At 64.5% G+C, this 24,377-nt stretch carries 21 protein-coding genes and 4 tRNA genes; 14 read left to right on the plus strand and 11 right to left on the minus strand.

Going from position 1 to position 24,377, the window contains the following annotated elements; translation table 11 throughout:
• Window positions 1-264: 264 nt before the first annotated feature.
• From A5692_RS20220 to A5692_RS20240, 4 genes are all read left to right on the plus strand, one after another.
• On the plus strand, window positions 265-1,413 hold the full coding sequence (locus tag A5692_RS20220) for a site-specific integrase (protein ID WP_068059033.1): 1,149 nt from the start codon (window positions 265-267) through the stop codon (window positions 1,411-1,413).
• 1,486 nt (window positions 1,414-2,899) lie between these two features.
• Window positions 2,900-3,319: a hypothetical protein gene (locus A5692_RS20225; RefSeq protein WP_068059035.1), complete on the plus strand. Its 420-nt coding sequence runs from the start codon at window positions 2,900-2,902 to the stop codon at window positions 3,317-3,319.
• Between the two features lie 597 nt (window positions 3,320-3,916).
• The gene (locus A5692_RS20235; RefSeq protein WP_068059038.1) at window positions 3,917-5,107 is read left to right on the plus strand and encodes a phage major capsid protein; all 1,191 of its coding nucleotides are present in this window, start codon (window positions 3,917-3,919) and stop codon (window positions 5,105-5,107) included.
• Between the two features lie 26 nt (window positions 5,108-5,133).
• Window positions 5,134-5,334 (plus strand): hypothetical protein, encoded by a 201-nt coding sequence (locus tag A5692_RS20240; RefSeq protein WP_156766181.1) that lies wholly within the window; start codon window positions 5,134-5,136, stop codon window positions 5,332-5,334.
• Window positions 5,335-5,567: 233 nt separating this feature from the next.
• Here A5692_RS20240 and A5692_RS30475 read toward each other — a convergent pair whose 3' ends face one another.
• Both A5692_RS30475 and A5692_RS30480 read right to left on the minus strand, forming a co-directional pair.
• Window positions 5,568-5,999 carry an excalibur calcium-binding domain-containing protein gene (locus A5692_RS30475; protein ID WP_369830313.1) on the minus strand — a complete coding sequence of 144 codons (432 nt, stop codon included), beginning with the start codon at window positions 5,997-5,999 and terminating at the stop codon, window positions 5,568-5,570.
• Window positions 6,000-6,071: 72 nt separating this feature from the next.
• Window positions 6,072-6,509, minus strand: coding sequence for a DUF3761 domain-containing protein (locus tag A5692_RS30480; RefSeq protein ID WP_082962911.1), 438 nt, complete (start codon window positions 6,507-6,509; stop codon window positions 6,072-6,074).
• Window positions 6,510-6,781: 272 nt separating this feature from the next.
• On the opposite strand from A5692_RS30480, the gene A5692_RS20245 reads away from it, so the two are divergent.
• Both A5692_RS20245 and A5692_RS20250 read left to right on the plus strand, forming a co-directional pair.
• A complete protein-coding gene (locus tag A5692_RS20245; protein ID WP_231984382.1) occupies window positions 6,782-7,477 on the plus strand; it encodes an HNH endonuclease in 696 nt (231 codons plus the stop codon).
• Window positions 7,478-7,898: 421 nt separating this feature from the next.
• Window positions 7,899-8,204: a P27 family phage terminase small subunit gene (locus A5692_RS20250; protein WP_068059042.1), complete on the plus strand. Its 306-nt coding sequence runs from the start codon at window positions 7,899-7,901 to the stop codon at window positions 8,202-8,204.
• A gap of 182 nt (window positions 8,205-8,386) precedes the next feature.
• On the opposite strand, the gene A5692_RS20255 is transcribed toward A5692_RS20250, so the two are convergent.
• Window positions 8,387-9,247, minus strand: a complete 861-nt coding sequence (locus A5692_RS20255) for a hypothetical protein (RefSeq protein ID WP_068059044.1) — start codon at window positions 9,245-9,247, stop codon at window positions 8,387-8,389.
• A gap of 429 nt (window positions 9,248-9,676) precedes the next feature.
• Here A5692_RS20255 and A5692_RS29200 point away from each other — a divergent pair, with 429 nt between their 5' ends.
• Window positions 9,677-9,913, plus strand: coding sequence for a hypothetical protein (locus A5692_RS29200; protein ID WP_156766182.1), 237 nt, complete (start codon window positions 9,677-9,679; stop codon window positions 9,911-9,913).
• Between the two features lie 568 nt (window positions 9,914-10,481).
• Here A5692_RS29200 and A5692_RS20265 read toward each other — a convergent pair.
• The 3 genes from A5692_RS20265 to A5692_RS20275 form a co-directional block, all read right to left on the minus strand.
• Window positions 10,482-10,556: transfer RNA gene (locus A5692_RS20265), tRNA-Val, on the minus strand.
• Window positions 10,557-10,570: 14 nt separating this feature from the next.
• A tRNA-Cys gene (locus A5692_RS20270) sits at window positions 10,571-10,644 on the minus strand.
• A gap of 27 nt (window positions 10,645-10,671) precedes the next feature.
• A tRNA-Gly gene (locus A5692_RS20275) sits at window positions 10,672-10,744 on the minus strand.
• A 181-nt stretch (window positions 10,745-10,925) separates the two neighbouring features.
• Here A5692_RS20275 and A5692_RS20280 point away from each other — a divergent pair.
• Window positions 10,926-10,997: transfer RNA gene (locus A5692_RS20280), tRNA-Val, on the plus strand.
• 388 nt (window positions 10,998-11,385) lie between these two features.
• Here A5692_RS20280 and A5692_RS20285 read toward each other — a convergent pair.
• Window positions 11,386-12,126 (minus strand): sensor domain-containing protein, encoded by a 741-nt coding sequence (locus A5692_RS20285; protein ID WP_082962916.1) that lies wholly within the window; start codon window positions 12,124-12,126, stop codon window positions 11,386-11,388.
• Between the two features lie 574 nt (window positions 12,127-12,700).
• Between A5692_RS20285 and A5692_RS20290 the strand changes: the two genes are divergently transcribed.
• Entirely contained in the window at window positions 12,701-15,970 is a 3,270-nt protein-coding gene (locus A5692_RS20290; RefSeq protein ID WP_068059050.1) for a serine/threonine-protein kinase, read from the plus strand.
• A gap of 19 nt (window positions 15,971-15,989) precedes the next feature.
• Here the strand turns inward: A5692_RS20290 and A5692_RS20295 are convergent, their stop codons facing one another.
• The gene (locus A5692_RS20295; RefSeq protein WP_156766183.1) at window positions 15,990-16,547 is read right to left on the minus strand and encodes a hemerythrin domain-containing protein; all 558 of its coding nucleotides are present in this window, start codon (window positions 16,545-16,547) and stop codon (window positions 15,990-15,992) included.
• A 4-nt stretch (window positions 16,548-16,551) separates the two neighbouring features.
• Here A5692_RS20295 and A5692_RS20300 point away from each other — a divergent pair, with 4 nt between their 5' ends.
• Together A5692_RS20300 and A5692_RS20305 are read left to right on the plus strand one after the other, a co-directional pair.
• A complete protein-coding gene (locus A5692_RS20300; protein ID WP_068059054.1) occupies window positions 16,552-17,361 on the plus strand; it encodes a class II glutamine amidotransferase in 810 nt (269 codons plus the stop codon).
• Window positions 17,362-17,448: 87 nt separating this feature from the next.
• Window positions 17,449-18,924 (plus strand): hypothetical protein, encoded by a 1,476-nt coding sequence (locus A5692_RS20305; protein WP_082962918.1) that lies wholly within the window; start codon window positions 17,449-17,451, stop codon window positions 18,922-18,924.
• A gap of 25 nt (window positions 18,925-18,949) precedes the next feature.
• Here the strand turns inward: A5692_RS20305 and A5692_RS20310 are convergent, their stop codons facing one another.
• Window positions 18,950-19,930: an NAD(P)H nitroreductase gene (locus A5692_RS20310; RefSeq protein WP_068059056.1), complete on the minus strand. Its 981-nt coding sequence runs from the start codon at window positions 19,928-19,930 to the stop codon at window positions 18,950-18,952.
• Between the two features lie 153 nt (window positions 19,931-20,083).
• Here A5692_RS20310 and A5692_RS20315 point away from each other — a divergent pair, with 153 nt between their 5' ends.
• Together A5692_RS20315 and A5692_RS20320 are read left to right on the plus strand one after the other, a co-directional pair.
• Window positions 20,084-20,377 (plus strand): hypothetical protein, encoded by a 294-nt coding sequence (locus A5692_RS20315; protein ID WP_068059058.1) that lies wholly within the window; start codon window positions 20,084-20,086, stop codon window positions 20,375-20,377.
• 56 nt (window positions 20,378-20,433) lie between these two features.
• Complete coding sequence (locus A5692_RS20320) at window positions 20,434-21,273, plus strand: enoyl-CoA hydratase/isomerase family protein (RefSeq protein ID WP_068059060.1); 840 nt, start codon at window positions 20,434-20,436, stop codon at window positions 21,271-21,273.
• 1 nt (window position 21,274) lies between these two features.
• Here the strand turns inward: A5692_RS20320 and A5692_RS20325 are convergent, their stop codons facing one another.
• Together A5692_RS20325 and A5692_RS20330 are read right to left on the minus strand one after the other, a co-directional pair.
• The gene (locus A5692_RS20325) at window positions 21,275-22,054 is read right to left on the minus strand and encodes an MBL fold metallo-hydrolase (RefSeq protein WP_068059112.1); all 780 of its coding nucleotides are present in this window, start codon (window positions 22,052-22,054) and stop codon (window positions 21,275-21,277) included.
• Window positions 22,055-22,062: 8 nt separating this feature from the next.
• Window positions 22,063-23,622, minus strand: coding sequence for a long-chain-fatty-acid--CoA ligase (locus A5692_RS20330; RefSeq protein WP_068059062.1), 1,560 nt, complete (start codon window positions 23,620-23,622; stop codon window positions 22,063-22,065).
• Window positions 23,623-23,774: 152 nt separating this feature from the next.
• On the opposite strand from A5692_RS20330, the gene A5692_RS20335 reads away from it, so the two are divergent.
• Entirely contained in the window at window positions 23,775-24,365 is a 591-nt protein-coding gene (locus tag A5692_RS20335) for a carboxymuconolactone decarboxylase family protein (RefSeq protein ID WP_068059064.1), read from the plus strand.
• Window positions 24,366-24,377: the final 12 nt, after the last annotated feature.

Raw genomic sequence — 24,377 nt, forward strand, 5'->3', positions numbered from 1 at the left:
TCGCTAGCGGCCCGGGTGGCCAGTTCACATGCAGTTCACGTGACCCGCTTCTCATCTCAGATTGTTGTTCTGAGCATTGCAAAAACTCTGGTGCGCGATACTGGGATTGAACTTGTACCAGCAAACTCTCCGAGTAACGTACTGAACTGCATTGACAGGCGATTTACGGGCCAATACATAAAACAGTACCCTCATGGACTAGTGGACACAAGGGGCATCAGCTAGCTATGTCCCGGCATAGTTATTGCATGTATATTGCATGAAATGAGCACCACCAGGCGCAGGCGAGGTTTCGGCCGGATACGCCAGTGCCAGCCGTCCGGGCGGTTCCAGGCGTCGTACGTCGGTCCCGACGACCAGCTGCATAAGGCGCCTGACACGTTCGACGCGCGGGAAGATGCCGAGGGTTGGCTTGCCGACCGGCGCCGCGAGATAGACAGAGAGTTGTGGTCGCCGCCCGCGACCACCGAACAGAAGGTCGCGAAGCGCAAGCGCGAAGTCAGGTTTCGCGAATATGCCGAGGGTTGGCTTGAGTCGAGGATGATCCGCGGTCGCCCCTTGAAGCCGCGCACCCGTGAGCACTACAAGAAGCTGCTGAAGGACCACATCTACCCGACGTTCGGCAGCACGCCGGTGCGCGATATCTCGATGGCTGCGGTGGATCGCTGGTACGCCAAGACGCTGCCAGAGCACCCGACCATGCGGGCACACGCCTACAGTCTCCTCAAGACGATCTTGGAGACCGCGCGGACGCGCGACCGGATCATTGAGGCAAACCCCTGTGCCATCCGTGGTGCAGGGACCACCACGCGAACCATCAAGCCGAAGCCGGCAACTATTGAGCAGCTTGGGATCATCGCGGGGGAGATGCCCGAGAACTTGAAGCTCATCGTGTTGCTGGCCTCGTGGCTCGCCCTGCGCTTCGGTGAGCTGGTGGAGCTTCAGCGTCGCGATTGCGACCTAGAGGGTGGGGTGATCCACATTCGCCGCGCAGCCGTTCGGGTTGACAAGGGTTGGCAAGTCGGCGATCCCAAGTCGGAGGCGGGGAAGCGTGACGTCGCCATCCCGCCGCACATCATCCCGGCAATCGAAGACCATTTGGCCAAACACGTTGCGCCCGAAAATAATGCGCTGATGTTTCCGGCGAAGAACGGTAAGCACTTACAGCCGTCAACCCTGTATCGACATTTCTACAAGGGTCGCGATAAGGCGAAGTGGCCCGGTCGCTTCCACGACCTGAGACATAGCGGGGCCGTAATGGCTGCGCAGACCGGAGCCACCCTTGCCGAGCTGATGGCGCGCTTGGGGCATTCGACGCCGCAGGCCGCGATGCGATACCAACATGCGGCCCAGGGCCGCGACGCCGAGATAGCCAAAAAGCTGTCTAAACTCGCGGCGGCCTCTGCGAGTTAAGAAACTGGCGTTGCCGTTCAACATCGCCGGCTACACCGCATCGTTGTGTTTCGCGGCACATGCACTACGGCTAGCTGCAGGTCAGCGTGACGTGTATGCGTCAATGCCTACGTGCCGCAACGGAATTCGTGTCTCTCAGAACCGCCGCGAGCCGGAGAACGTGAGTCAGAATCGTGTCATGGAACTACAGCAACTACATGACACGCCGGGACTCTCGGCACATCCAACCATCCATGAAGTGGCCGTTTGGTACGGCGTCGATCCTCGCACCGTGCGCCGGTGGCTCCGAGCTGGACTCGTCAAGGGTCGTCGCTTGGGGCCGCGACTCATCCGGTTGGACCGCGACTCGGTGCTCAACATGGGCCGTCCGGTGGGGAGCGCGCGGTGACCCCGGCAGAGCGCAAGCTCCGCGCTGAAATCGCCGCTCATGCCTCATGGAAGAAAACCGAGGACCGCGCTGCACGCACAGCGCCGGCTCGCAGAGTCGCGGCGGAACGTTTTGAGCGTCAGGTCGACCCCGACGGGGTGCTCGATCCTGCGGAGCGCGCTCGAAGGGCCGACCATGCACGCCGGGAACACATGGCGCGCATGGCTTTAACGTCGGCTCGCGTCCGGCGCCAGCGGCGGTCGGGGGGCCCGCGATGAGCGACGAATTCAGCGACGAATTCATGCTGAGCCCCGAGCAGTGGAACGCGATCCGGCCCCTTTTCGAGGACTTCGATGACGACGAGTGCGAGGACAAAAGGGAGTGATCGCCCCTTTTCCGCCAGTCCAGGATTTATCGTAATTCAAGGATACTGATTCTCTAGAATCAGAGTAGAAGGACAAAATGGTGGCAGGACGGCCACAAATTTGGACCCCGTTTGCTCGCATATCATGGGCGCGGGATTACCAATACACCGACGACGGACGGATTCGTGACAAGCACAGGAATGTGCTTGGCGACTACGGCCCAGACTCCCGCGTTATTCTGAGGATGTACGGGTCCAGCCGCCGGAAGATTCTTCCAAAACGTGACATTCTCGCCATGGAATATTTCGGACCGCCAGCAGCCGGAGACAGTCATTGCTGCGTCATCTGCGGCCAGGAGTATTCCGAGGTAATCCACCTAAACGATGATCGCCGAGACTTTTCGCGGTCCAACTTGAAACGAGTGCCGGCTTACCACCATGAAGCCCGCGAACATGAGTTGCGGTGCTGCGAAACGATTATGCAGCTCCGCCCCCACGATCCCCGGCGCCGACCCACTCTCGATAACAGGCTCTTCTTTGCGGATGACGAACATCCCATTAAGAGCATGTTCGACGTTCGCGGCAGTCCATTCAAGGCTCGGCCCGCTGTCATGTCACGCGTTACATCACCAGTGACGGAGGATAAGGATAAGGCTAAGGCTATTCAGGATTAGGCACAGGCCAAGTGAATCAGGCCTAGGCCCAAGGCCTAGGCCGAGGACCAGGCCAAAGGAAAGAAGTTCGGAAAGAAGAAAATGACAGAAGTTGCGGGTATCAAGGGAACCGCACTGGACACCCGAATTAAGCACTCCGTGCTGACCGATCCGGTTCTGCAGGCGGAGCTGACTGGCGACGAGTTCCGCGCGTTCGTGAATCTCACCTGTTGGGTCGTGTCCCTAGTGAGCGATGGGTCGTTTAACGGTCATCAGGCCGAGTTGCTGGTCCCGCACTTGGGCCGGCCCACGCTCCACAGGTTTATTGCGCTTGGCCTAATTGAGGCAGACGATGACGCGAATTGTCTGATGACTGGCGAGTCTTGGCAGTGGCAGAGTACCCGCGAACAAATCGAGCGGATGGCCGTGACGCGTCGCAAGAACAAGGAGCGTCAAGCCGAATGGCGCGAGCGCAATGCCAACAATGGGAACAAGTTACAACCGGTAGCACCGTTCAACTAGGGAACTGGAATGATTAGGGCAATCAGGGATAGCGACATCATTGTTGCGAGCCGCCCGAATGGCGGCTTCGCGATTGAGGTGGGCATCGGGCGAAACCGCAGGCATATCTTATTGACCGACGCCGAGGCCGCCTCGTTGGCCGCAGAGTTGACAGATTTAACCGTGCCCCGCATCCAACGTTTCGTTGGCGGAGTGGAGCAGTTTGAAAGTAGGAGACCTTGAACAATGTCACGTACGCAGACATTATGTTCGATAATGATGGCCATATTGGCCTGCGCTTTGATGATGGACAGATATTCTCGATGCCCGCACCACTGGCCGCGCACCTAGGTCGCACCCTTGTCGATTGCGCTCACGAGGTCAGGTAACCAATAGAAGCTTCCCACGCCACGGTGGGCCCCTCAGTCACCCACCGTTGGCGAGGGATCGAACACCCGCGTCTTCCGGCACCGACGACGCCCCACACCCCTATCCGCTCCGCTGGCACAGCGGAAGCGCGGAACCCATTTGCTTGACTCGCTGGCACCGCGAGGCGGCACGCCCCGGCACCGGGCGCATTTCCCCGATCACACAAACGCAAGGAATTCAATTTCTCAAATGCAAGACATCACCGAATTGCGTGAAACGCGCGCCAAGCTCGCGGCCGCGCGGACAGCGATTACCAGCGCAGTGGAGGCACGAGGCGCTTCCCACGCCAATCCCAAGGAATCCGAGATGTTCCGACGGCTCACGGAGCAAATCGAGACCCTCAACGACAAGATCGAGGAGGCCGTGCGCGCCGGCCAGGACAACCCGACATCCCGGGCGGTCGCCGGGGCGATAGCCCGGGCGACGAACTGCAACCGACCCGGCGCCGACCCGGGTACCCGAATCGGCGATCACGCTGGCGCTGGCGATTGGGCCTCGCGGGCGGCCGACGCCATCTGGAAGGCCAACAGCTTCGACGGGGAAACCCGCGCGATCACCGCCAGCTCCATCGATCTGCCCGCCCTGGTGCTGCCGCAGGTCGTCCCGATGGAACGGCCAAAACGGATCATCGATCTTTTGGTGGATCGCGCCGAATCACCGTCCAACGCATTCGAATACTGGACTCAGACCACGCGCACCAACAACGCCGCGATGGTCGCTGACTTCGCCACCAAGCCCACTAGCGTGCTCACCGTGACGCCGGTAGAAGACCGCCTGCGGGTGCTGGCGCATCTATCCGAGGAAATTCCGAACCGCCTGTGGCTCGACTATGACGAATTGCGGGCTTTCCTAATCACCGAACTTTACGAGGGCTTGTTGGATGCTCTTGAGGGACAGGTCCTCAACGGTGACGGCACCGGGGAAAACTTCACCGGCATCCTGCACGCATCCGGCACCACCGCAGTCGCATTCAACACCGACGTCCCAACCACCTTGCGGGGTGCACTGTCGACGTTCGAAACGGCCGGTGTCCAGCCGACGGGCTGGGTGCTCAACCCCACGGACGCTGCCGCGCTTGACCTTCTGCGTGAAGGTGGCACGCCGGACATGTTCGTCCTGGGCGGTGGTTACCAGAACGGACCTGCAGACAGCAACAACGTGTTTGGCACCATCCCGCGCCTGGTGAGCCCGCGCGTTCCGGCCGGAAAGGCGTTGCTTGCGGACTGGACCAAGGTTCGGCTGTTCACCCGCGGCGGTGTCATGACCCAGCTCGATCCCTTCTCTGGATTCGCGACCAACACCACCCGCTTGCGGTCGGAGATGCGCATCGGCATGGGCTTGCTGCGTCCGAGCGCCTTTGCGGTAATTGCTCTTTCGTGATGCAGCGCGAACCACGGCACAGTTGGGTGAAATTCGACGACGAGCGCGGGTTCAACGACGAGCCTGCGTTTGTCGACCTTGATGAGGCCGCACGGCGAATGAATCTGAGCAAGGCCGCCGTCATGGAACTGGTCCGCATTCACGCCCTGCGGTGCACGGTGGCAGCCGGTGAGCTGCTCGTCGAACCGGCGATTCTGCACGGCGCCGTAACGACGCCCAGCAAGTAAGAACTTCGTGGCCGGGGTCCTGCGATGCCAGGGCCGGACCCCGGTCACGAATTCAACGTCCGGCGGTTTATCTCCGTTCCGCCGGACCACAGCCGCCGCGGTAGTGGGCCGGGGCCATTGACCCGGCCAGCCCGCCGACAGTGCCAGCGGTTCGCAGCGCTTCGTCTGTAGGGAGCGCGCCCGTTGTCGGCGGGGCCGCGGCGGCCCTTAACATCGACAGGAACGCATGCCCGTCAACCAGGCGCGCCCACGCAGCGAGCATGCAGAGCGTTGAACGGCGTTGGCGCAGCGAGAGTCAACTGCGAGGGCTCACCGCATCCCGGCCTGCCGACCGGCTCATCGCCGGGCGCGGACGCGCACGCTATGCCGTCGTGGTCCTTGTCCAGGGCAGGCCGGTAGGCCGGGTCATCCGCGGGAATGTTCCATCGTCCATCTTTATGCGCCTCGGTGCAGTTTTTGTAGATGACCCGTGGCCGAGTTTGGGTAGTGGGCGGGTGGGTGGATCGCGGAAGGGACACACCTCGCTCGGCCAGGGCCACGATTAGGATGACCACGCAGACAACAATGACGGCGACCAACAACCAGGCCACTATCCGCGCCGGTCGATCCCGTGCCTGCTCGCTTAGGGGCAATCGCCGCTTTAGCTGGCGTAGGCCGGGCATCATCAGTGCAAATTGTCCGGGCAGAGGTCCCGAACGCGATCCCAGCGACAGCAGCCGCAATCGCAATTAAGAGAGCTAGGCAGCGTTGGTATGCCCATGGCACGTGTAATCATCGTCGGGGTGTTCACTGAATGACCAACAGCCATCAGGGCATTGAACGGTGGAACCCGGTGGTCGTGTGGGTACATTGCAGACCGGGCGGTGGACGCAGTTGCCTGAGGCAGCTCGGTAATAACCTGACGGGCACGCGCTTGCCGGCGGCGCCAGAATAATGGCCATGATGCCAGTAGTGGCGATGATTGCCGCCATGAAAGCGGCTATACGGATATGCATGGCCCGTCGCTTTCGCACACTTGAGCCATCACCCCCTGAGGGCTCCCATGTCGCCCTCGCAGACAGCTGAGTTGTATCCGGGGTATGCCGGGTCGCACGAATATGGGATGTCTTGCACATCGGCGCAGCGCCCAGGGTCGTAATCCAAGCTATTGAAGTCGCAGAACGATGGGTCGGCATGTGCGGTAACGGGTAAGCCAACGGCGGTCAACGCGATAGTCGTTGCGACAAACACTGCACGGAACAACATGCCGCCAAACCTCCGTGTTTTGGTGACGTGGCCTGATTCGTCGACGGGAGCATAAGCACTCGCGCCGTTAGTTACATCAGGATTTGTGAAACTCCCAGTCGATCGCCAGCTCACCCAATCGGTGCCGCAGCTTATTCGAGCATTCGAGGTGGGTCCGCGGTGGCTACGCTCTGGTCTGTGCGCCGCGGATAGGATCTTTCGTGTGGTGGTGCCCGGGGAAGTGATCTCCTACTTCGAAATGTGCAGCGAGGAGGGAGTGAGCCTGCAGCAAGGTATGAATTTTGCCAGTAGCGGTCGGCGGAGCGTAATTCTAATGAGCCGTCGCCCGGGCGCACCCTACGACGATCGTGTTGAAGATGATGGCCGGGTCCTGATCTATGAGGGACACAATAGGCCACAAGCGCGCGGCGGCCCGGACCCGAAGACGGTCGACCAGCTTGAGCGCACCCCTCGGGGGAAGCTCACCCAGAACGGATTGTTCCTCCAAGCGGCCGCACAACACCGCGAACTGGGGGCGCCAGCCGAGCGTGTCCGCGTTTACGAGAAAATGCGTGACGGTATCTGGACCTTCAATGGCACATTCAAGCTTGTCGATGGCTGGCCGGAAGAGTCTAATCGGCGACGTGTGTTCAAGTTTCGGCTGGAGGTCGACCCCGATGCAACACCAGTTGTCGACTCACGAGAGCCGCGCCTCGAACAGAACCGGCTTATCCCAACTGAAGTGAAGTTGGCCGTGTGGAAACGAGACCAAGGAAAGTGCGTCGAGTGCGGAAGCACCGAAAATTTGCATTTCGACCACATCATCCCGTACTCGCGCGGCGGCTCCTCGCTCGTCGCGGCGAACATCCAACTCATGTGCGCACGCCACAACATTGCGAAGCGCGACAGGATTCAGTGACCTGCTACGCAACAGCTCTGCGTAGTTGAACATCGCATGGTAGGGGGCGCGGCTCTGGCGACATGCTTGGTCATACGTCGAAATCCGTTGTAGGGCAACTTCATTACCGTAATATCGAGGTTATGGCCATCCAGCCCTAAGGCCCCCTCAAAAGTTCGCGCGGCCGTTAGCCGTGGTGACACCTGTCAGCGACGGAACCCCCCGCGATGCGCTGAGGGCCGAAAATGCGTTTGCGCTGGTCAGGCTATTTCAAGCGATCGGGCGCGGAATCGGAAAAGCCCTGCGCGCCAACATCATTATGGCATCGAAACATGTTGGTAGCCAATATAATTCGTGAAGCAGAGAGAGCATGAGTCAATCCAAACCACCCCGCGCACCAAACGGACTAAAAGCGCGAGGAAAGGCACTTTTCCGCGAAGTTATGGCGATTTATGCCTTAGACCCGGCTGAATGCGTCCTCCTCACGGAGGCTTGTAAGACTCTCGACCGCATCGACGCCATCGAGGCCGAGCTGGCTCGCGACGGCCTGACCCTTACCGGCAGCCGTGGGCAACTACCGCGAGCGCACCCGTTGCTCTACGCGCTGACCGAGGCGCAGAAGACAGTGAGCCGGCTGGTTGCCGAGCTGGCGTTGCCGTTGCCCGGCGAGCAGGTGGGCCGGCGCCGGTCGCCGCAGCAGAAGGCGGCGGCCGGTGCCCGATGGGGCCGTGACGCCGGGTGTGCGTGATGGCGAGGCTGCGCGGTGGGCCACCACGGGACTGCGATTGCTTTGAGTGCCGGTTGTGGCCGATCCGCGTGCAGCGCTGGGAGCGGCGACGCCGCGACTGTCCTGACGCGCCACCAGAGCCGTGCCCGAGCCGGCGGCACAGCTAGCCGACCGGGTTCCTACCGGGTGTACTGCGTGAAATGTTAGTCAAATCCAGTGACGAGCAGTGTCCCGGCGAGACGGCGTGCGTCTCCGATAATTCGTTGCAACTCTTCCATCACCATGAAGATGGGGGCTTCGTTAGGCTGCTGGCCCGCCATGACGGCGGTGTTCCGGAAGTCACTCTCAGCTCTTGGGCCATTCAGCGCGGCCGCGGTAACTCGGTCCAGGGCGTCGTGTAGCTGGTTGTTATTGGTGAGCATGTGTGCACCTGAGATTTCCGCGGAGAGATCACTTGCGAGCACGGCGAGCTGCTTGCTAATCGGTTTGAGCACATCGTCGCGATCCTGTCGACTGGTTCCACTTAGGATGCGCGGCGTCTCCGCGACCAGGGTTGCCAGTTCGTGCGCGTAGGCGTTGGCGGCTCGCGACACCCTGATGAGGGCAAGCTTGAACTCCTGCTCACGCAGACTGAGGCGCTGGACTCGGGCGATCTCACGCTGGGCGTCTAGCTCGGCCTTGTGTCGATCGTCGGCGGCTTTCATCTCCGCGGCGTGCAAATCGCGTGCCGACTTTAGCTCTCTCTCGAATTGCTCGGCCGCATCGATCCGTGCCTGCTCGGCCTGGCGGCGGATGACCAGCGATTGCCACAAGGCAACCACGACCGCGAGCAGCGTGCCGGCTGCGCCAAACGCTTCAGCTACGTTGCCCCAGTTGGTTTGTGTGTATTGCCCGTGGAGTTCGACGGTCTGCTTCACGACGATCAGGATCAAGATCAGCGCCAGGACCGCGGATACTGGGACTAGCCAAGTCGCGTTGGTCGAGCACCACGACACTGCCCGCTGATACCAGTTGCGCGACGGCTCGGGCTGCGCGGCCGATGTGTTCTCGGACGCTTCGCTCACGGGAAAACGGCCCCCAGAATTTCCCACTGAGGGCCGTTTCTGCCGGTCAGGTTACTTGCCTCTCTTCCTGGGCGTCTGGGCTAAGTCGCTGGCGGCAACGCTCTTCACCGCCTTCGGCGTCTTCGGGTTGCTGAGCAACTTGCCGGCCTTGCTCGCATCTTTACTACCTGTTGCCATCTCTCTTACCTCCGAGATACTTGGACCCGGACTTCCCCGTCCGGGGGCGCCCAAAGGGATGCCGGTTCGAACGTAGACCAGCGCACCGACATACCCCGGTAAGAAACGCCGAGTAACCGTAAATGTCGCGCTGTCGGCCTGGCCCGCCCTACTCTGGTGAGTTTGAATTCTGATCGACCTGCGCAACTTGTCGCGCGACTCGCCGATTCACGCCCCATGCATGGTGTCGGTGGTGAGTGCGACAACCGGGCAATGATCGAGAAGAAGCCGTTCGGGCCAGCTGAGATACGCGTCAGACGTGTCAATGGCGAGGTAGCCCATTTCTCGGCGGACAGCAGCGTGAACATCAACGAAGCTTGGCTTCTAACCATTACCGAGCCAGGGCGGAAAGCCCGTCAGTTGAACGAGTACGAATGGATTGAAGTAGCGACGCCCGACGGCACAGTCGTGCAGAACGATTCACGTCGCCGCATCCCGTCACGCAACTGAAATGAGCGCGGCCAGGCGCTCGGCCCGCCCTCTACCACGTGGCCTCTGGGGTCAGCGCTTTAGAGAAGGGCCAGATCGGCCCTCGCTAATTCCTCAAAGCGTCGCTGCTCGTCTGCCACACGGCAGAGGGCACTCACCCCGGCCTGTGTAGGCCGGGGTCCGCCAGTCGCCGAAAGAACCGCACGCGCCATCCACAAATCCGGGTGATCGGCGCCCATCCGGTCGGCGAGAAAACAAAGCGTGGCGTGCAAAAGCTGCGCATCGCTGGTCATTTCGATGCCCCGTCAACGTCGTTCAGCTCATCGGCAGCCGCGATCAGCGCCTTGCCGAGCTGGCGGGCCTGCGCCGCATTTTCGGGAACCAGCGCGCCCGTGACTATCGCGCGCATCAGCCACTCGTAGTCGGCAGGAAACGGAACGTGCGACGTCGTGCGTTGTCGGGGGTGGGGGAGTTTGCGGCCATGACGATTCCTCTCGCGGGTCGAGTTACCCGGAGGGTGGCTATTGCATGACTATTGCATGACCACTGGTAAGTCTGCCTAGATACCGGCTCTCATCTGCAGAAACTCTGGTGCGCGATACTGGGATTGAACCAGTGACCTCTTCCGTGTCAGGGAAGCGCTCTCCCGCTGAGCTAATCGCGCCGGGTTCAAAAAGCTGGAGGTGGAGACGGGAATCGAACCCGTGTGCACGGCTTTGCAGGCCGTTGCCTCACCACTCGGCCACTCCACCGCTGGATTGATGCCACTTGCACCTTCGAGCGGATGACGGGATTCGAACCCGCGACCCTCACCTTGGCAAGGTGATGCGCTACCAACTGCGCTACATCCGCGCGCCTCGGACGAGATCGTCGTCCGGTGCGAAGCACGACGATAGTCCACGTGAGCGGGCACATACAAATTTCTCGGTACGAGCCGTGTCCAGGCTAACGCAGGGCCCTGAAGGGGGATATGGGCCGGTACTGTCGAGGCCAGGCTCGTGCTAGTCTTCGACGTCGTTCGCCTCTTGGCGCCGGTCCCGTGGCTCAGTGGGAGAGCGTCCGCTTCACACGCGGAAGGTCGCTGGTTCGATCCCAGCCGGGACCACCCTTCTGAACTGCACGAGCACGGTCCGATCGGCTTGCAGCGCGTGACGTTCGGCACTGGAATGGGCACGCTGGGACGTCGCGGTCGGCGGTTGCTTGGAGCAGTTCGTCGTGTTTGTCGAGTGAGTGCTTTGCGCGGTCGGGGAAAAGGTCAGGAAATTGGTGGCACGACTCCTGCGGCTTGCCTGAAGCGGGCGAGTAGACGCGGGGATGGGCGGCACGGTCCTTCTCTTGATAGATCCGCCAATTGGCGTCCCCGATTGCGGGTCGTCGCCGCATGGTTCGATACCGGATTGACCGTCGACCGAGCCCGCTGGATCATGCACAGCCGCTGCGACCAATGTTGCAGGGCAGCGGCTCTCTCCTACGGAATATCTTGTCTGCCGGGCCTACCCGGGTATCTTCTCCGATATCTTGTCCACGATTGTCGCTAGGGCCGTCGGAGCGCCGTTGCCCTCTTCGCAAACCTGCGCATAGATGACCACATTGTTCTTTGCCCTGGCCTCTTTGGCGCAGACCGAACCGACGACCTGACCGTTCTTCAATCCTGTTGCCGTCCAACGCACATCCGTAGCGGTGACGTCGATCTTTTGCCATTTCGTGTACATATTGAAAGAATTCTTGGTGACAACATTGTCGCAGGAATTCAATGGCTTGGCGAAAGCGGTGTCCAGCAACTGCATCGCTGTTTTCGCGTCGGCGACCATCGCAACGTCCTGATTGACCAGGGGAGGGTGCGTCATGTCGTGCTCATAAGAATTGCCCCGGTATGCGGTGTAATCGCCAAACGAGTCGGTGTTCGGCCCGTATAGCGCCCCGCACTCGGGGTTACCCTCGACGACGGCAACGGGTTTCGGAGGGGAGAGAAAGCCCGGCGGAGGCTTGGCGACATAGTCGAATTTCGTCCCGACGATATCGCCGACGGTGTCCGGCGCCAGGATCAGCGAGTCGATGCTGGTGCGCGCCATCGTGGGTGGAGGCGGAGGTGGCGCTGTGGTTGTCACCGTGGTTGTCCCCGTTGGTGCCGCCGGCGTTGCGCTGTGGCCGCCGCCCTTCCCGCCGGCACACCCAACCGCCACCGTGATAGCGGCGAAGGTGGCGGCTACGGCGAAACTGTCCGTGATGTTCATCCCTGATCTCCTCAGGACCGTGGGCGGCTGCGACGCAGACCGGCCGCGATACTTATGCAAAGCCAACGCGTAAACGGCCCGATGCACCTAGTGTCGAAAGTCCCTAGCTCGCCGCCAGGAAGCTCTCAAATCCCAACTCGAAACGCCGGGCCAGCCAAGTTGCTGCGCGCTACGTCAGAGTGTGAGTCTGACCCCTCAAGGAACGTTCTCGCCTGCTGTTTGTCCGTAGATGAGCAACGTTGGGATTCCCGGAGAGCAGGTATTCCGATGCCCAGCATCGGGGTGCAAGCTCCGTGTCCGGTTTTATGTCGGATCACCGGATCAAGTGAACCTGGTATGAAGCTCCACTCCGATCACTCCGATCAGTGCCAAGCTCTAAGCGCCTCGTGACTGCTGCTACGCCTTGTTCACGGGATACGGCTTTGCGCAAACCGGCCTGTCGGCGGCGCTCTTCATCATCGCTCCGCCCTACGACCCCCGAAAAATTACCGCCATCGCCCCAGGTCATTCCGCGCTATGGTGACACGACCGGTGGGTTGGCCACCCTCTTTACGCGCGAGGACAGTGACCGTCGATGGCCGACGTGGATGCAGAGGCGATCCAGCAGGATCTGATCGCCGGGGTCGCCGCGGAACTCGACTTCGCGGGCGTCGAGCAGATCGGACGCGGCGGATTCGGGGTCGTCTACCGTTGCGCGCAGCCTGAGCTGGACCGCATGGTGGCCGTCAAGGTCCTGACCAACGACCTCGACCCCGAAAACCTGGACCGGTTCCTGCGCGAGCAGCGCGCGATGGGCCGGCTCTCCGGACACCCGCACATCGTCACCGTCCTGCAGGTCGGCACCACCCGCGGCGGCCGGCCGTTCATCGTGATGCCCTACCACGGCACGGGGTCGCTGTGGGGGCAGGTCAGCGGCCACGGGCCCCTGGACTGGCGCCAGGCGCTCAGCATCGGCGTCAAGCTCGCCGGCGCGCTGGAGGCCGCGCACCGGGCCGGCATCCTGCACCGCGACGTGAAGCCCGGCAACGTCCTGCTGACCGACTACGGGGAACCGCAGCTGACCGACTTCGGGCTGGCCCGCATCGCCGGCGGCTTCGAGACCCGCTCGGGTGTGGTCATCGGTTCGCCGGCGTTCATCGCCCCCGAACTCCTCGAAGGCGCGACTCCCACAACCGGATCCGACGTCTACTCACTGGGCGCGACGCTGTTCTGCGCGCTGACCGGCCACCCGCCCATGGGTCGGCCCATCCCCGAGATGCTGGCCAGGCAGCGCGTGCCCGAGGACGTCATCGCCGTCATCGAAACCGCCATGACTCGCGATCCGTCGCGCCGGCCGGCGTCGGCTCTGGAATACGGTGAGCAGCTGCGCGAGGTCCAGCGCCGGCACCACCTCCCGGTCGACGACATGGTGGTGCCGGTCGAGCTCAAGCGTGCGGGCTCGCCGCCGGCCGGATCGTCGGATCATCGGCGCGAGGCCACCACGACGCCCCCGGCGCCGTCGACGAAATACCGTCCCCCCGCATCGATTCAGTCGCTGGTCCCGCGCGACCGGTTGATGGCGCTGCTGCGCGCGGCCGGGCGGCGGCGGCTGATCCTGCTGTACGCGCCGTCGGGATACGGCAAGACCACCCTGGTGGCCCAGTGGCGCGCGGAACTGACCGCCTCCGGCGTGACGGTGGCCTGGCTGACCGTCGACGACGACGACAACAACGTGGTCTGGTTCCTGGCCCACCTGCTCGCGGCCATCCGGCGGGTGCGTCCCGCGCTCGCCGAACCGCTGGAGCAGATCATCGAGCAGCGCGGTGACGAGGCGACCCGCTACGTGTTGACCTCGCTGATCGACGCGATCGACGAGGCCGGCGAACCCGTGACGCTGGTCATCGACGACTGGCAGCGGGTCTCGGACGCCCAAACCATCGACGCCCTGCGATTTTTGATCGACCACGGTTGCGATCACCTGCAGATCATCGTCACCAGCTGGTCGCGCGCCGGATTGCCGTTGAGTAAGTTACGACTTCGCGATGAGCTGATCGAAATCGATTGCGAGAAACTGCGATTCGATGCCGACGAGGCGCGGTCGCTGCTCAACGAGACCGTCGGGCTGCAGTTGGCGGGCAGCGACGTGGCGGCCCTGACCGCATCGACGGACGGTTGGGTCGCCGGCCTGCAGATGGCCAAGCTGTCGCTGCGCGGCGGCGGCGATCCCGGCGCCTTGGTGAGTCGGATGTCGGGCGAAAGCGAGGAGGTCGGCGAATTCCTGGCCGAGAACGTCCTCGACATCCTCGACCCGCAACTGGTGGACTTCATGATGGCGACCTCGATCACCGAACGCATCTGCGGTGAGCTGGCATCGGTGTTGGCCGGCGTCGACGGCGGACACGCCATGCTGGAAGAGGTCGAGCGCCGCGGCCTGTTCCTGCGCCACATCGACCATGACCCGCAGTGGTTTCGCTACCACCAGATGTTCGCCGGATTCCTCCGGCGCCGCCTCGAACGCGACGACCCCGGCCGCCTCCACGACCTGCACCGCGCCGCGTCGGCGTGGTTCGCTGAGCGCGGCCACATCAGCGAGGCCGTCGACCACGCCCTGGCGGCGGGGGAGACCGCCCGGGCGGTGGACCTGGTCGAGGACATCGAGACGAGGTCCCTGATCAACCAGTCCCGCATGACGACCTTCCTCGGCCTGGTCGAGAAGCTGCCCCCGCAGCTCGTGACCACCAGACCGCTGCTGCAACTGGCGATGTCGTGGGCCAACATCCTGCTGCACCGCGCCCAGGCCACCGAGGTGGCGCTCGACCGCTTCGCCGCCGCCATCGCCAAGTCCGACCTTCCGGAGGCGCGCCGCGCGGATCTGACCCTGGAAGCCAGCGTGGTGCGGGCGGTGGCCGAGATCTACGCCGACCGCACCGAAGGCCTCGAGGAGATGCTGGCCGAGGTGATGTCGCGGGCGCACGAACTGCGTCCCGTGCTGCCGCAGGCCGCCGCCACCACGCTGGCGTTCGCGGCGATCCAGCGCTTCGACCTCCCCGCCGCGCAACAACTCCTGGAGTGGGCGGAGCCCTTCAACGAGCAGGTCGGCGCGACCGGCGCCGTCTACGCCCGCAGCTGGGCGGGCATCGCCGCCCGCCAGCAGCTCGACATCCCGCTCGCGTTGCGCAGGTTCCGCGAAGCCTTCGAGACCGGCACCGCGGTGGGCCCGCACTCGTATGCGGCGCGGATCGCCGGCGCGGTGCTCGGCGAAATGCTCTACGAAACCGGCGAATTGGACGAGGCCGCCGAGCTGCTCGAGGAGAGTTATCATCTGGGCCCCGAAGGGGGCGGGGTCGACTACCTGGTGGCACGCTACGTCGTCGGCGCGAAAATCAAAGCCGCGCAGGGCGATCGCGAGGCGGCGGTGGACCGCCTCGACGCGGGCATGGCGGTGGCCGACAAGCTGCGGCTGCCGCGCCTGGCCGCCGCCATCACCCACGAGCGGGTCAGGCTGGGGCTACCCATCGACCCCACCGAGGCCGACCGGCTGCGGGCCGACGGCGACATTCCCCGCGGCGGCGACGGCATCGCCATCCTCACCGCCGAGCTCGACGCCGCCTCGGGCATCCGACTGCTCTCGCGCAGCCACGCCAGCGACGACCGGGACGAGGCGTGCCGACGCGCCGGCGCCCTACTGGCCGGAATCGACCCGGCCGCCCGCCCAATGGCCGCCCTGCAGGCCCGCCTGCTGTTCGTCGAAACACTCACCGCGGCGGGATGCGCCGCCGACGCGCGCGACGACATCGCGGCGGTGCGCGCCCTGTGCACCGAACACGGATTGTCGCGGCTGCTCACCGACGCCGGCCTCGGTTAACGGCAGAACGCGCCGTGAGTTACCTACTTCTTCCTCGCGCTGCGAAGTCGGTCCAGCGCGGCGCCCTTTCTCGCAAGGCGACAAGTTCGCGATAGAGCGCCTTCTGCTCCTCGAGTGGAATGCGCCCCATGACGCCGAACAATTCGCCACATTCGGCAACGTGGACCTCGGTTGACTCGGAGGCTCGCAGCAGGCTCTGACGGTCGGTTTCGGTCAACTCCGCGCCTTCTGGCAATTCCGCGAGGGCCTTGATGACCGACAGGCCTTCGCGGTGCTCTTTGTAAAGATCGTCGACCTCTGCATCGCTGAGCATGCGACGCAAGGCCGGATAAAAGAATTGCTCCTCGAAGGCGATGTGCGCGCCCGCTTCGCGGTCGAGGCGCTCGCCACGGGCCTTGGCCGCCCCATCGTCGCCCGCCCTGAGGTGTTCGGAGACCTCGTGCAGGCCGCGGCCGAGGACAGCATGGTCCTCCTTGAAAGCATCGGCCAGATCCGATGGGCCCCAAGCGTTTGTCATCGAACAAACTTCTTCATCGACATCGGCGACAGTATAGTTGCGCTCGGGAAAGGCAATCACAAGAATGTGTCGCCTGTACGGTTTTCGCGCGAATGAGCCCACGAAGGTGGAGTGCACACTCGTCTATGCGCAAAACGCGCTGATGGTGCAGAGCCGCGAAGACGTGACCGGCCGAGGGAACGCACATGGCTGGGGTATTGCGACCTATGAAGATCATTGCCCGCGTGTCGAGCGGCAAGCCTGGGCTGCCTATCAAGGAGAGCATTTCCGACGGGCGGCCTCGCGAATCTTCTCACAGCAGGTGCTCGCCCACGTGCGCCGCGCAACGGTTGGTGCTCCGAAGATCGAAAACACCCATCCCTTCGTCGATGGCCCTTGGTCTTTCATCCATAACGGCACGGTTCCCGGCTTCGACCGGCTGCGCCCCCGGCTGCTCGAGCTTTTGCCGGAAGAGCGACGCGACGCGATCCGCGGTGACACGGACAGCGAACATTTCTTCCACTACCTGCGCACTCTGCAAGCGCGTTCGCCGGACCTTCCACTGCTGGAGGTGCTACGCCAAGGGATCCGTCAGATCGCACAGTGGTGCGGCGAAATCGAGCCGACCGCAGCGATTGGTCTCAACGTCATCCTGACGGACGGCGAACAAATGGTCGGCAGCCGCATCGGACGTACGCTCTACTACGTCCAGCGTGAAGGCGTGCACGATTGCGAGATCTGCGGCTTCCCGCATATTCGCCATCACACCGATCGGCTCTACCGAGCGGTGGTCGTCGCCTCCGAACCGATCAGCCATGAGCAGTGGAGCCAGGTCCCGGAACGTTCTGTGTATCGGGTGACCGAGGATTTCAGATTTCACAGTGAGCCACTGTAAATTGCTGGCTCCCAAGGCTTTCGGCAGCCATAGCGCAGACGATACCGGAATGCGAACAAATCGCGGCGGGTAGACTCAGAACCGGCAATGGACACGCAGCTACTTCCGTTGGTCCCGCGGATCGCCGCAACGCTGGGCGAGCTCGAGTTGCGTCATGTCCAGGTGGTAGCGCAGAAGATAGCCGCGAAGGATGGGGCGCTGGCGGCAACCAGTGCGTTTGGAGACCGTGTGCGGCCGGGTCTGGCGGCGGGCCCGTGGCTGGTCATCGGTGACACGCGAGAAATCGGCCTTTCCACAGCGCAGAAGGCCCCGACTTACGAATATCGGCTCTCACTTCTCGCTCGGCGGGGTGACCTGGTTGCTTTCGGTGGTGCGCCCCACCCCGATTTCGAGCATTACCGCTCGCATGTCCTCGGGACCGGACCGGTCGTCAGCCTCAATTTGCCCTCCGGGGATGGCAGCCCTTTGCTCCCACTGGCGGTGCGTTGTCGACTCGATGGCGAGGCGTTCGAGCGAATCGTGGAAGCGACGATGCGCAAGGGCAGTCTGACCATCGTCCCGCATATCGGCATGGGCAGCACATGGCAACTCGGCGCAGCCGTCGCTGAGGCGGCGAACGTTGCCGTTCACGTTGCGAGCCCGCCCCCACGGCTCACGCGGTGCGTGAACGACAAGCTCTGGTTCGCAACATTGATCAGCGAGGTGCTTGGTGAGAATGCCTTGCCTCCGACGTGCGCCGCTTATGGTCCAGCCGCGCTGGCAAATCGCATTCGCGCGCTCGCCCGATCGGCGGCGCGAGTGGTAGTCAAGGTGCCCTACAGCGCGGGTGGGGCCGGGAATGTGAGTGTTGCGGCAAATCGAGTGGCTGAGGCTTCGCTGTCTGACATCAAGGAATACATTGTCGACACCCTGCACGCGCTCGGCTGGTACGACGTTTATCCGCTGCTTGTCGGGTTATGGGAGGCGCCGACGTTGAGCAGTCCTTCCATCCAGTTGTGGATCCCCGCTATCGGCGATGGCCTGCCTCTCATCGAGGGCCTGTTCGAGCAGCAATTGCTGGGTAGCGAGGGGACGTTTGTGGGGTCAGCGCCGGCGGAGCTTCCGCAGCGCTGGCGAAACCAACTGGCCAATGAGGCGATGCGGCTGGCGGCGGTGTTGCAACTGCTCGGATACTTCGGCCGATGCAGTCTCGACGCGCTACTGGTAGGGCAGAGCTTCGAATCCGCGTCCTTACATTGGATCGAGTGCAACGGTCGCTGGGGCGGTGTCTCCATTCCGATGACCATCGTGAACCGATTGAGCCGGGATCCTATCCACGCGAAAGTCGTAGTCGCACAACGCGTTGGAGAGAGTCAACCGCCGCGGCCGTTCGGCGATGCTGTTCGTGATCTTGATGGTCTGCTCTTCAAACCGGGAAGCGGGCGACAGGGCATCATCCTTTTGAGCCCGGTCGAGATCGAGGCCGGGCGGGGCGTTCAATTGCTGGCCTGCGCCGAAACCACCGCTGCGGCACGCGAGCTGTCCGAACAAGCGATCCTCATTCTGGCGCGGCCGTCGCGCTGAACGTAGTGGATCGGGCGGACCGCGTTCAACCTGCGAACCGCAAAACCTCGCTGAGCGGCCGACGAGGCGTAAACCTCGGTGGTTCGGCCGCCGGAGGCGCCACGCCCACCCGGACCAGAACCTGCGGCCTCCTGCCCTCTTCCACGAGTTCGGCGATCATCTCGCGCGTGACTTTGAGCTCGGTCACGTGGGTTACCGGGCACGTCGCCAGGTTCGCCGTCGTGCATTCCAGTAACAGCGCCGAAAGTGCTTCGCCGGACAACAGCGCGTCAAGTCGAGTGTCGCCGTCGGTGGACAGCATCACAATCGTCGACTCGTCTTCGGGGATCTCGGTCCGCCGTTCCCGGTTATGCGTCATCGGGAACGTCCGCGCGATGTCGACGCGCTCGCTCTCGGCCGGCGAGACCAGAGCGCTGTACGGAACGCCTTCTGTTCCCTCGAACGGCGTTGTCCACCAATGCAGCTCATTGTGGTAGGCGGCGTCATACAGGCGCAGCGACTCGGCCATCCACGAGGCCCGCGCCAGCCTGTCGCGTACGTCGTTGGCCATCACGTCCAGATGCACCGCATCGTTGTCGATGGCACCGCGCAGCGACTGCTCCAGGGCTTCGAAGTTCATCGGTGCGATGAATGGCAATCGGTCGGTTCGGCGTGCCCAGATCGCGCCGGCGCGCCGCCGTTCCATGTCGGTGACGTTTCCCACCGGGGTGAAGTCGATGGCTGCCAGATGGTTGGGATCCTTCGGATCGGGGAGCCGGGAGATCCGGGCTTGCCGCCCCGCTGCGGCGAGCGCCACTCGAAGGTGGTCGAGCGCCGCGCCACAGCTGATCAGCGCCTCCCGGCCGGACCGATCGGAGACCATCGCCCGGCTTGGATCGAGAAAGAGCTGCAGCTGACCGCGGCCGGCCATCCACAGCCAGGGTTGGCTGTTATGCAGGGACGGCGCGCGGCATGCTGACCGCACCGCGTCCTCAACGAGTTCGGTGTCCGCCATGGCGGCTGGCATATCGCCCCCAATCCTTCGCCTGACACGAGCATCCCACTTCCCGAGCCGCTTGTCGGTCGAGTGCCCGAGATTCTGCAATGAACCCCCGGGACGCCGCGGGCGGACCAGCGGGTGACAATCGGTAGGCAACCTATCCCGACGAGGACGGTGGAGATGGCAGGAAACCAAGAAGGCATCGGCATCCTCAAACTCGAATGCCCGCAAGGCCATCCGGTGGGCAGGCTGCTCAAGGACGCCCCTCATCAGGCAGTCGCCTACGACCCCGGCGCGCAGGCGGGGCCGCGCCGGTTCTGGCCGGACGAGGATGACCAGCCGCAGTTCAAGGCGACCTGCAGATACTGCGAACGGCCGGTGGTGCAAGCCACGGCCACGCTGCAGGGCGCGCTCGCGACGTTGCTCGACGACGCGGCGACCACCAGCGCCACGGCGACGCTGCCGTATGCCTGACCGGCCGGCGGGGCTACTGTAAGAGCGACAGTAGCGACCGACACACGAGGAGTCCCGTGGCGCAGATCCCCCCGACATCGCGGAGCACGCCCCGGCCTCCGGAGGGCGACTGGCTCGGCACCCCCTATCTGACCTTCGAACGCCAGGGGTCGATCGCGGTGTGCACCATCGACCGCCCCGAGGCGCGTAACGCCCTGACGCCCGCGATGTACTTCGGAATCCGGTACGCCGTGGGCCGTGTCAACGAGGACCCGGACCTGGCCGGGCTGCTGCTCACCGGGACCGGGGACGTCTTCGCGCCCGGCGGCGACATGGGCGGCGGGGGAGCCACGGACAACTGGATCACCTTCGGCGGCGCGCTGGGCATGGACGTCACCCCGTTCGACGCGGTGCGCACCTCCGCGAAACCCATCGTGTCCGCGGTCAACGGCCTGTGCCAGGGCGGCGGGTTCCAGATCGCGCTGTGCAGCGACCTGGCGGTCGTCAGCGAGTGGGCCACCTTCCGGGTGCCCGAACTGTTCCGCGGCTACGCCGACACCTATTACAGCCAGATGCTCACCCGCGTCATCGGGCCGGTGCGCACCCGCGACCTGATGTTCACCGGACGCGTGCTCACTGCGGCCGAGGCGCTGGACTGGGGCCTGGTCACCCGCGTGGTAGCGCACGACCACCTACTCACCGAGGCGAAAGACTTACTGGCGCAATGCTGTCGCACCGCGCCGCGCGCCCGCGGCGTGATCAAGTCCAGCATCGACAGCTATCTGGGCCTCTACGACCGCATCGGCATGACCAGCAGCCTGAGTGACGCCGAGGCGCGCGAGGGCTTCCGCGCGTTCAAGGAGCGCCGCTCGCCCGATTGGGTGCACCCGGGCCTGCGGGTCGACGGGCGGCTCTAGATCACCACAGGTCGATCCACTCCCCGTGCGGCGCGACCCGTAACCGCTCGCCGATCCCGGCCTGATCGAACGCCGCGGCGAACTCGTCGACACCCTCGGTGAAGTGGGCCCAGCCATCGACGTGGGCCGGGATCACCATGCGGGCGCCCAGGATCTCGGCGGCGGCCGCCGCGCGGGCCGCGGTCAGGGTCAGCGGTCGCCCGCGTTCTTTGGCCGGCACGCTGGCCGCCCCCGCGAACAGCACCGCGACGTCGATGACGCCCGCCCGGTCGGCGACGTCCTTGACCGCCGCGATCGAGGCGTTGTCGCCGCTGAGGTACACGGTGGGCAGGCCGGGCCCGGACAGCACGAAGCCGGTCACCTCGCAGTTGACGTGGCCGCCTTCGTCGCGCTGTCCGTCGGCCGGGCCGTGCACGGCCGGAACGGCTTGCACGTCAAGCGATCCGGACAGTTCGTGGGTCTGCCAGGGTGCCACCCCCACCGCCGGCGGTCCCAGCCGGCCCGCCGCGCCGGGGTGGGTGAGCACCAGCGGGGCGGCCAGGGCCATCCGGCGGCCGTCGTCGTCGAGGTTGTCGGGATGCTGGTCGTGGCTGATCAACACCGCGTCCACCCGGCCGAGCGCCTCGGGGTGCACCGCGGGCCCGGTCAGCTTGGTCAGGTAGGCGTGCACGCCGGGCGGGTCGAACGTCGGATCCATCACCAGCCGGTGGCCCGCGATGTCCACCACCGTGGTCGGGCCGCCCAGCACGCTGATCGCGCAGTCGCGCCGGTGCGCGTCCACCAGCGCGCTCATACCGCTCGGGTCCGGTCGCGCCAGTACGGTTCGCGCAGCTGGGTTTTGAGGATCTTTCCGCTCGCGTTACGGGGCAGCGCCTCCACGAACTCCACGGTTCGCGGGCATTTGTAGCCGGCGAGGTGCCGGCGGCAGAACTCGATGACGTCTTCCGCGTCGACCTCGCCGGAAGCCACCACGATCGCCTTGACCGATTCGCCCCAGAAGTCGTCGGGCACCCCGATCACCGCGGCGTCGGCGATGGCGGGGTGCTCGATGAGCACGCTTTCCACCTCGGGGCCGTACACGTTCTCCCCGCCGGTGATGATCAGGTCCTTGAGCCGGTCCTCGATGTAGACGTAGCCGTCGGCGTCCAGGCGCCCCACGTCACCCGTGCGCACCCAGTCGTCGCCGGTGATCGTCTCGGCGGTCGCCTCCGGCCGATTCAGATAGCCGCTCATGTTCTGATTGCTGCGCACCCAGATCTCGCCGGGCTCCCCGGCGGGCACCTCGACACCCGTTTCGGGATCGACCACTCGGATCTCGGTGCCCAGCACCGCCTTTCCGGCCGCCAGCTGCAGGTGCGGGCGGGCGGGGTCGCGATGGTCGGCGTCGCTGAGCGCGGTGACCGCGCCGCACAGTTCCGTCTGCCCGTACACCTGAACGAAGCGCGTGTCGGGCCAGGTGGACAGCGCCCGGTGCAGCAGGGGCAGCGGCATGGGTGCCGCCCCGTACACGATGTAGCGCAGGCCCGCGACCGTGGCGTGGGCCGCTTCACCGGCATCGAGGAACCGGGCGATCACCGGCGGGACGAAGAACGCATGGGTGGCGCCGGCCCGCACTGCGCCGATCAGGGCGGCGGCGTCGGGTTCGCGGGTCATGATGGTCGGGACACCGGCACGAATTCCGAAGAGCGCGTAGCCGATTCCGCCGACATGGAAAAGAGGCATGGCCACCAGGTTCGCGTCCCCGTCGCCGAACGGGAAGGCCGGCGCCAGGTTCGCCGCGTGATTGACCAGCGCGCGCTGGCTCAGCAGCACGCCCTTGGGTCGCCCCGTGGTGCCCGAGCTGTAGATCACCAGCGCGGTCTCGCTCTCGTCGACGCCGGCGTCGCCCTCGGTGGGCGCCGCCGCGGCGAGCAGGGATTCGTACTCGTCGGCCACCACGACGATGCGTTCAACGCCCGGCACCCGTGCGGCGGCCGCCTCGGCCGCCGACTGCAGCTCGGCGCCGACGAACAGCAGCCGCGCCCCGCTGTCGTCGAGCACGTGCACGAGTTCGTCGCCGATGACGCGCCAGTTGACGATCGTCGTCACCGCTCCGATCGACGCGGCGGCGAACAGCACCTCGAGGCAGGCGGGGTGGTTCTTGTCCAGAAACGCCACGCACTGCCCCCGCTGCACACCGGCGGCGCGCAGCGCCCCGGCCACGCGACGGATCCGCGCGGCCCACTCGGCCCAGGACCAGTGCCGTTCGCCGTAGCGGACCGCGACGGCGTCGGGCCGCTGCTGTGCGTGCCGGTCGACGAATCCGGCCAGTGTCTCGGTCGTGTTCGCCGTGGTGTCGGCTGGTGGCATGAAACCCCTCCGAGTTCGATTTGCTCCACTATGTGATACGCGGTCACGTCCGCGCACGCCACGTCGGCCCTCCGTTTGACTGGGAGCCTCCGCCTACCAGTGGTCACCAACAAGTCCTGGCGCGCGCACCGGCGTCGGCGCACGATCAGGCTATGCCCGAGACGACGCGTCTGCCGCTGTTGCCACCGCCCAGCCTGACCCCGGAGCAGAAGTGTCTCTATGACGACATGGCGGTGGTGATCGAACGCAACTTCGGCGGCCTCGTCGCGCGGCGCGAGGACGGCGCCCTGATCGGCCCCTTCAACGGCTGGCTGCATTTTCCGCAGTTCGGAAAGCCGGCCTGGGCGTTCAACAAGGCGCTCTGGGAACACAGGGTGCTGCCCGACACCATCCATCAGTTGGTGATCCTGGTGACCGCCGCAAAACTCGGCGCCCGCTACGAGATCTATGGCCACGAGCACTTCGCCAGGCGAGCGGGTCTGGCCGAGCGCAAGATCGCGACGATCGCCGCGGGCGAACGCCCCCACGACCTCGACGACGACGAGGGTGCGGCCTACGACATGGCGGCCGCGCTGAACCGGGGTGGCCCGCTTCCGGAGACGACGTACCAGGCAGCGCGCCAGGCTTTCGGCGCGGAGGGCGTCGCCGAGATCGCCTTTCTGGTGGGATGTTTCTCGATGGTCGGCGTCACGCTGAACGCGTTCGACGCGTCGGTGCCGGGCAGAGAGGAGAATCTCGGCTGATGCTGCGCCCGT

This window comes from Mycobacterium sp. E342 (assembly GCF_001667665.1).
Lineage (GTDB): Bacteria > Actinomycetota > Actinomycetes > Mycobacteriales > Mycobacteriaceae > Mycobacterium.

Coding starts and splice junctions, on each gene's coding strand:
- A5692_RS20225 (WP_068059035.1), top strand. CDS start 2,900: ATGACAGAAGTTGCGGGTATCAAGGGAACCGCACTGGACACCCGAATT.
- A5692_RS20315 (WP_068059058.1), top strand. CDS start 20,084: ATGGCAGGAAACCAAGAAGGCATCGGCATCCTCAAACTCGAATGCCCG.
- A5692_RS20250 (WP_068059042.1), top strand. CDS start 7,899: ATGGCGATTTATGCCTTAGACCCGGCTGAATGCGTCCTCCTCACGGAG.
- A5692_RS20290 (WP_068059050.1), top strand. CDS start 12,701: ATGGCCGACGTGGATGCAGAGGCGATCCAGCAGGATCTGATCGCCGGG.
- A5692_RS20285 (WP_082962916.1), bottom strand. CDS start 12,126: ATGAACATCACGGACAGTTTCGCCGTAGCCGCCACCTTCGCCGCTATC.
- A5692_RS20310 (WP_068059056.1), bottom strand. CDS start 19,930: ATGCCAGCCGCCATGGCGGACACCGAACTCGTTGAGGACGCGGTGCGG.
- A5692_RS20305 (WP_082962918.1), top strand. CDS start 17,449: ATGGACACGCAGCTACTTCCGTTGGTCCCGCGGATCGCCGCAACGCTG.
- A5692_RS30480 (WP_082962911.1), bottom strand. CDS start 6,509: ATGCCGACCCATCGTTCTGCGACTTCAATAGCTTGGATTACGACCCTG.
- A5692_RS20335 (WP_068059064.1), top strand. CDS start 23,775: ATGCCCGAGACGACGCGTCTGCCGCTGTTGCCACCGCCCAGCCTGACC.
- A5692_RS29200 (WP_156766182.1), top strand. CDS start 9,677: ATGATCGAGAAGAAGCCGTTCGGGCCAGCTGAGATACGCGTCAGACGT.
- A5692_RS20220 (WP_068059033.1), top strand. CDS start 265: ATGAGCACCACCAGGCGCAGGCGAGGTTTCGGCCGGATACGCCAGTGC.
- A5692_RS30475 (WP_369830313.1), bottom strand. CDS start 5,999: ATGATGCCCGGCCTACGCCAGCTAAAGCGGCGATTGCCCCTAAGCGAG.
- A5692_RS20330 (WP_068059062.1), bottom strand. CDS start 23,622: ATGCCACCAGCCGACACCACGGCGAACACGACCGAGACACTGGCCGGA.
- A5692_RS20300 (WP_068059054.1), top strand. CDS start 16,552: ATGTGTCGCCTGTACGGTTTTCGCGCGAATGAGCCCACGAAGGTGGAG.
- A5692_RS20235 (WP_068059038.1), top strand. CDS start 3,917: ATGCAAGACATCACCGAATTGCGTGAAACGCGCGCCAAGCTCGCGGCC.